Source organism: Pseudomonas sp. MYb2 (assembly GCF_002979955.1).
In the GTDB taxonomy this organism is placed as follows: domain Bacteria; phylum Pseudomonadota; class Gammaproteobacteria; order Pseudomonadales; family Pseudomonadaceae; genus Aquipseudomonas.
In genome coordinates, this window is record NZ_PCQC01000003.1 from 158,888 (window position 1) to 165,141 (window position 6,254).

Below are 6,254 nucleotides of genomic sequence, written 5' to 3' on the forward strand. Positions count from 1 at the left end.
CAATTAATTGTCGCCAGTCTCCATCGTTTAACTCTTATTCAATCCTTAGTACAAGGCTGCTTTTTCATGACCCGCTTTTTATTCTGCGCGCTGTTTTCACTGACAGCGGTGATCAGCGGCTGCGCCACACAAATGGACGTAGCGCTGAATGCGACACCTGATCCGGATTATCATTTTGACCGAAAGGCGACCGTGCTCGTGACGTCTGCCGGCGGCAGCGACGAAAACGCGCTTAACGCCCGCTACTATCTGCGCGACATGGTGAATGCACTGAAAGACATGGGCTACCAGCAGGTTTACACCGATGTCAGTCTGCCGAAGAACCACGCGCCGATAAAAATGACCATCAGCCTCGACATTGGTAGCCGACAAGTGACCTACCGTTATACCGCTACCGATTACGGGCAGGTGCCGACCAGCACCTCTACCGTGTGCAAGAACAGCAAGAAAAAAGACGATCGACTCAATTGCACGAGTACACCAAACACAACCTATGGCCCGATAGGTACCTCGGAGCGCACCGGTTACACCACGCTCAGTACGTTCATAGCAACTGCCCGGGATGAAGTCAGCAAACGTCCGGTCTACCTGCTCCGCGCTTCGTCCTATAACGAAGACTGCCAGGCAACCAAGGTCGAAGACTTTCTGGTGGAGCAAGGCTTGCAGAACCTGAACTTCGAGGACCGTGTGCAGCGCAACTATACCGTCACGATGCCCGAAGGCTACCGCTGCAAGTAGACTTTGCAGGGCAACTAACAGCCTCGGCTCTCCAGCATGAGCCGGGGCTGCGAACCGTTAGACGTGCGGGTCTCCAGGCGCCTTGGACGGCGCCGCATATTGCGGCTTGAGATGGCCGTCCTGATCAAGTAGCCAGGCGTCCATGATCTGCCGCACCACAGGGCCGGCGACACGACCACCGGCCTCGCCGTTTTCGATCATCACCGAAATGGCGATCTTCGGATGCTCGGCCGGCGCGAAGCCAACGAACAAGGCGTTATCGCGGTGGCGCTCGAGGGTTTTCTCGCGGTTATAACGCTCGCCCTGCTTGATGGCCACCACTTGCGCCGTACCACTCTTACCGGCGATGCGGTATTGCGCACCGGCCGCGGCCGCACGAGCGATGCCTCGGGCATCGTGCATCACCATCTGCATGCCGTGATTGACCTGCTCCCAGTCTCGCGGATCCTTGAGCAGGATGTTCGGCATTGGATTTTCATCGACCGGTGCTATGCCATCGACCGTCTTGGCCAGGTGCGGACGGTTCCACACGCCTTTGTTGGCGATCAGCGCAGTAGCTTGGGCCAGTTGCAATGGCGTGACCTGCATGTAGCCCTGACCGATACCGAGGATCACGGTTTCGCCCGGGAACCATGCTTGTCGACGCGTCGCACGCTTCCACGCCTGAGATGGCATCAGGCCAGGCGATTCTTCGAACATGTCCAGCGACACTTTTTCACCGAGGCCGAACATCGCCATGTAGTCGTGCAGGCGATCGATGCCGAGCTTGTGCGCGAGATCATAGAAGTAAGTGTCGTTGGATCGCATGATCGCCGCGTCCATATCTACCCAGCCGTCACCACTGTGGTTCCAGTTGCGGTACTTGTGATCGAAGTCCGGCAGTTGGTAGTAGCCCGGGTCGAAGACGCGGGTCTGCGGTGTTACCACACCGGCATCGAGACCAGCAATCGCAACTTCCGGCTTGATCGTCGAGCCCGGCGCGTAGAGGCCGCGCAGCACGCGGTTGAACAGCGGCCGATCAATCGAGTCGCGCAGCGCCGAGTACTCTTTGGAGCTGATGCCGGTGACAAACAGGTTCGGATCAAAACTCGGGTTGCTGACCATCGCCAACACTTCGCCTGTAGACGGATCGAGCGCGACTACCGAGCCGCGACGATCACCGAGTGCTGCCTCCGCCGCTTCCTGCAGTTTGACGTCGAGGCTCAGGACGATGTTCTTGCCGGGTACCGGATCGGTGTGTTTGAGCACGCGCAATACGCGACCTTGGGCGTTGGTCTCGACCTCCTCGTAACCGACGTGACCGTGCAGTTGCGCCTCATAGAAACGTTCGATACCGGTTTTACCGATGGATTGCGTGCCGCGGTATTCAACCGAGTCGAGGCTTTTGGATTCTTTTTCGTTAATCCGGCCAACGTAGCCGATCGAGTGAGCGAAATGTGCTCCAAGCGGATAGTGGCGCACGAATTGGGGTTCGACATCGAAACCCGGCAAGCGGAACTCGTTGACCGCGAGGACGGCAATCTGCTCTTCCGTCAGCTCGTAAAACAGCGTTACCGGCGTGAACGGATGGCGAGACTGCTTCATCGCCTTATCGAAGACTGTGCGGTCTTCTGCAGGTAAATGCAGGAGATTGATAACCTCGTCCAGTTCATGGTTGACGTCAGTCGCTCGTTCACGGGTGAAGGTCAAGTTGTAACTGGGACGGTTATCAGCCAACAACACGCCATTGCGGTCGTAGATCAGACCACGTGTTGGCGGAATCGGCAGGACGTGAACACGGTTGTTTTCAGAGATGGTCGAGTGGTAGTCGAATTCCACCACTTGCAGGATATACAGGCGCACGACCAGGGCACAGCTGACGGCGAAGACGAACAAGGCGCAGGCGATCAATCGCTTGTTGACCAGACGCGTCTCTTTTTCGTGATCCTTGATCGGAATTGGTTCAGGCATTTCTACAGCAACTCTTTGACATAAATGAGTGCCGATCCGTGGGCATGACATCAGTCCGTTAAAAAACGAGCTGCACCATACCAAAAACAGCCCGGTCACTTCATTACGATTTCCCCCTATGACTGCTCGTGCGACGGTTGGGATAGTCATGGAAAGCGTTCAAAAACTTTTTCGCGGGCAAAACAAAACCCCAACTGCTTTCGCAATTGGGGTTTCGGAATTTAATCTTGACGATGACCTACTCTCACATGGGGAAACCCCACACTACCATCGGCGATGCATCGTTTCACTGCTGAGTTCGGGATGGGATCAGGTGGTTCCAACGCTCTATGGTCGTCAAGAAATTCGGGTACTGAGTCGTGGCCTTATGGCCTCGCTTCAGCAAATTGGGTATGTGACAGCTGGTGTTTTGTGAACATCGAACTTTCGGTTCGTTTCGTCTTCACACACCGCAATCTGGTCTCTCTCGCTTTTCAGCTCGGAGCATGCAAATTGCTTGGGTGTTATATGGTCAAGCCTCACGGGCAATTAGTATTGGTTAGCTCAACGCCTCACAGCGCTTACACACCCAACCTATCAACGTCGTAGTCTTCGACGGCCCTTCAGGGAACTCAAGGTTCCAGTGAGATCTCATCTTGAGGCAAGTTTCCCGCTTAGATGCTTTCAGCGGTTATCTTTCCCGAACATAGCTACCCGGCAATGCCACTGGCGTGACAACCGGAACACCAGAGGTTCGTCCACTCCGGTCCTCTCGTACTAGGAGCAGCCCCTCTCAAATCTCAAACGTCCACGGCAGATAGGGACCGAACTGTCTCACGACGTTCTAAACCCAGCTCGCGTACCACTTTAAATGGCGAACAGCCATACCCTTGGGACCGGCTTCAGCCCCAGGATGTGATGAGCCGACATCGAGGTGCCAAACACCGCCGTCGATATGAACTCTTGGGCGGTATCAGCCTGTTATCCCCGGAGTACCTTTTATCCGTTGAGCGATGGCCCTTCCATACAGAACCACCGGATCACTAAGACCTACTTTCGTACCTGCTCGACGTGTCTGTCTCGCAGTCAAGCGCGCTTTTGCCTTTATACTCTACGACCGATTTCCGACCGGTCTGAGCGCACCTTCGTACTCCTCCGTTACTCTTTAGGAGGAGACCGCCCCAGTCAAACTACCCACCATACACTGTCCTCGATCCGGATAACGGACCTGAGTTAGAACCTCAAAGTTGCCAGGGTGGTATTTCAAGGATGGCTCCACGCGAACTGGCGTCCACGCTTCAAAGCCTCCCACCTATCCTACACAAGCAAATTCAAAGTCCAGTGCAAAGCTATAGTAAAGGTTCACGGGGTCTTTCCGTCTAGCCGCGGATACACTGCATCTTCACAGCGATTTCAATTTCACTGAGTCTCGGGTGGAGACAGCGCCGCCATCGTTACGCCATTCGTGCAGGTCGGAACTTACCCGACAAGGAATTTCGCTACCTTAGGACCGTTATAGTTACGGCCGCCGTTTACCGGGGCTTCGATCAAGAGCTTCGCGTTAGCTAACCCCATCAATTAACCTTCCGGCACCGGGCAGGCGTCACACCCTATACGTCCACTTTCGTGTTTGCAGAGTGCTGTGTTTTTAATAAACAGTCGCAGCGGCCTGGTATCTTCGACCGGCATGAGCTTACGGAGCAAGTCCTTCACCCTCACCGGCGCACCTTCTCCCGAAGTTACGGTGCCATTTTGCCTAGTTCCTTCACCCGAGTTCTCTCAAGCGCCTTGGTATTCTCTACCCAACCACCTGTGTCGGTTTGGGGTACGGTTCCTGGTTACCTGAAGCTTAGAAGCTTTTCTTGGAAGCATGGCATCAACCACTTCGTGTTCTAAAAGAACACTCGTCATCAGCTCTCGGCCTTAAGATCCCGGATTTACCTAAGATCTCAGCCTACCACCTTAAACTTGGACAACCAACGCCAAGCTGGCCTAGCCTTCTCCGTCCCTCCATCGCAATAACCAGAAGTACAGGAATATTAACCTGTTTTCCATCGACTACGCTTTTCAGCCTCGCCTTAGGGACCGACTAACCCTGCGTCGATTAACGTTGCGCAGGAAACCTTGGTCTTTCGGCGTGGGTGTTTTTCACACCCATTGTCGTTACTCATGTCAGCATTCGCACTTCTGATACCTCCAGCAAGCTTCTCAACTCACCTTCACAGGCTTACAGAACGCTCCTCTACCGCATCATCCGAAGATGATACCCGTAGCTTCGGTGTATGGTTTGAGCCCCGTTACATCTTCCGCGCAGGCCGACTCGACTAGTGAGCTATTACGCTTTCTTTAAAGGGTGGCTGCTTCTAAGCCAACCTCCTAGCTGTCTAAGCCTTCCCACATCGTTTCCCACTTAACCATAACTTTGGGACCTTAGCTGACGGTCTGGGTTGTTTCCCTTTTCACGACGGACGTTAGCACCCGCCGTGTGTCTCCCATGCTCGGCACTTGTAGGTATTCGGAGTTTGCATCGGTTTGGTAAGTCGGGATGACCCCCTAGCCGAAACAGTGCTCTACCCCCTACAGTGATACATGAGGCGCTACCTAAATAGCTTTCGAGGAGAACCAGCTATCTCCGAGCTTGATTAGCCTTTCACTCCGATCCACAGGTCATCCGCTAACTTTTCAACGGTAGTCGGTTCGGTCCTCCAGTTAGTGTTACCCAACCTTCAACCTGCCCATGGATAGATCGCCCGGTTTCGGGTCTATTCCCAGCGACTAGACGCCCTATTAAGACTCGCTTTCGCTACGCCTCCCCTATTCGGTTAAGCTCGCCACTGAAAATAAGTCGCTGACCCATTATACAAAAGGTACGCAGTCACCCAACAAAGTGGGCTCCCACTGCTTGTACGCATACGGTTTCAGGATCTATTTCACTCCCCTCTCCGGGGTTCTTTTCGCCTTTCCCTCACGGTACTAGTTCACTATCGGTCAGTCAGTAGTATTTAGCCTTGGAGGATGGTCCCCCCATATTCAGACAAAGTTTCTCGTGCTCCGTCCTACTCGATTTCATGACTAAGAGATTTTCGCGTACAGGGCTATCACCCACTATGGCCGCACTTTCCAGAGCGTTCCGCTAATCTCAAAGCCACTTAAGGGCTAGTCCCCGTTCGCTCGCCACTACTAAGGGAATCTCGGTTGATTTCTTTTCCTCAGGGTACTTAGATGTTTCAGTTCCCCTGGTTCGCCTCTTGCACCTATGTATTCAGTACAAGATAACCATCTTATGATGGCTGGGTTCCCCCATTCAGACATCTCCGGATCAAAGTCTGTTTGCCGACTCCCCGAAGCTTTTCGCAGGCTACCACGTCTTTCATCGCCTCTGACTGCCAAGGCATCCACCGTATGCGCTTCTTCACTTGACCATATAACCCCAAGCAATCTGGTTATACTGTGAAGACGACATTCGCCGAAAATTCGAATTTCTCAATTAAGAGAACTCACAAATTTTACCTTAGCCTGATCCGTTACCAGTGAAAGTAACGTTCAGTCTATCTTTCTATCACATACCCAAATTTTTAAAGAACGAC

General features: G+C 53.5%; 2 protein-coding genes and 2 rRNA genes. 1 reads left to right on the forward strand and 3 read right to left on the reverse strand.

Annotation, left to right across the window (positions count from 1 at the left end; all coding sequences use genetic code 11):
- The first annotated feature begins 66 nt into the window (after positions 1-66).
- Positions 67-738, forward strand: a complete 672-nt coding sequence (locus tag CQ009_RS05925; protein ID WP_105705175.1) for a hypothetical protein — start codon at positions 67-69, stop codon at positions 736-738.
- A gap of 57 nt (positions 739-795) precedes the next feature.
- Here CQ009_RS05925 and mrdA read toward each other — a convergent pair whose 3' ends face one another.
- The 3 genes from mrdA to CQ009_RS05940 form a co-directional block, all read right to left on the reverse strand.
- A complete protein-coding gene (gene mrdA / locus CQ009_RS05930; protein ID WP_105705176.1) occupies positions 796-2,688 on the reverse strand; it encodes a penicillin-binding protein 2 in 1,893 nt (630 codons plus the stop codon).
- Between the two features lie 225 nt (positions 2,689-2,913).
- Positions 2,914-3,029: ribosomal RNA gene (gene rrf, locus CQ009_RS05935) — 5S ribosomal RNA — on the reverse strand.
- A 166-nt stretch (positions 3,030-3,195) separates the two neighbouring features.
- A 23S ribosomal RNA gene (locus tag CQ009_RS05940) occupies positions 3,196-6,089 on the reverse strand.
- Positions 6,090-6,254: the final 165 nt, after the last annotated feature.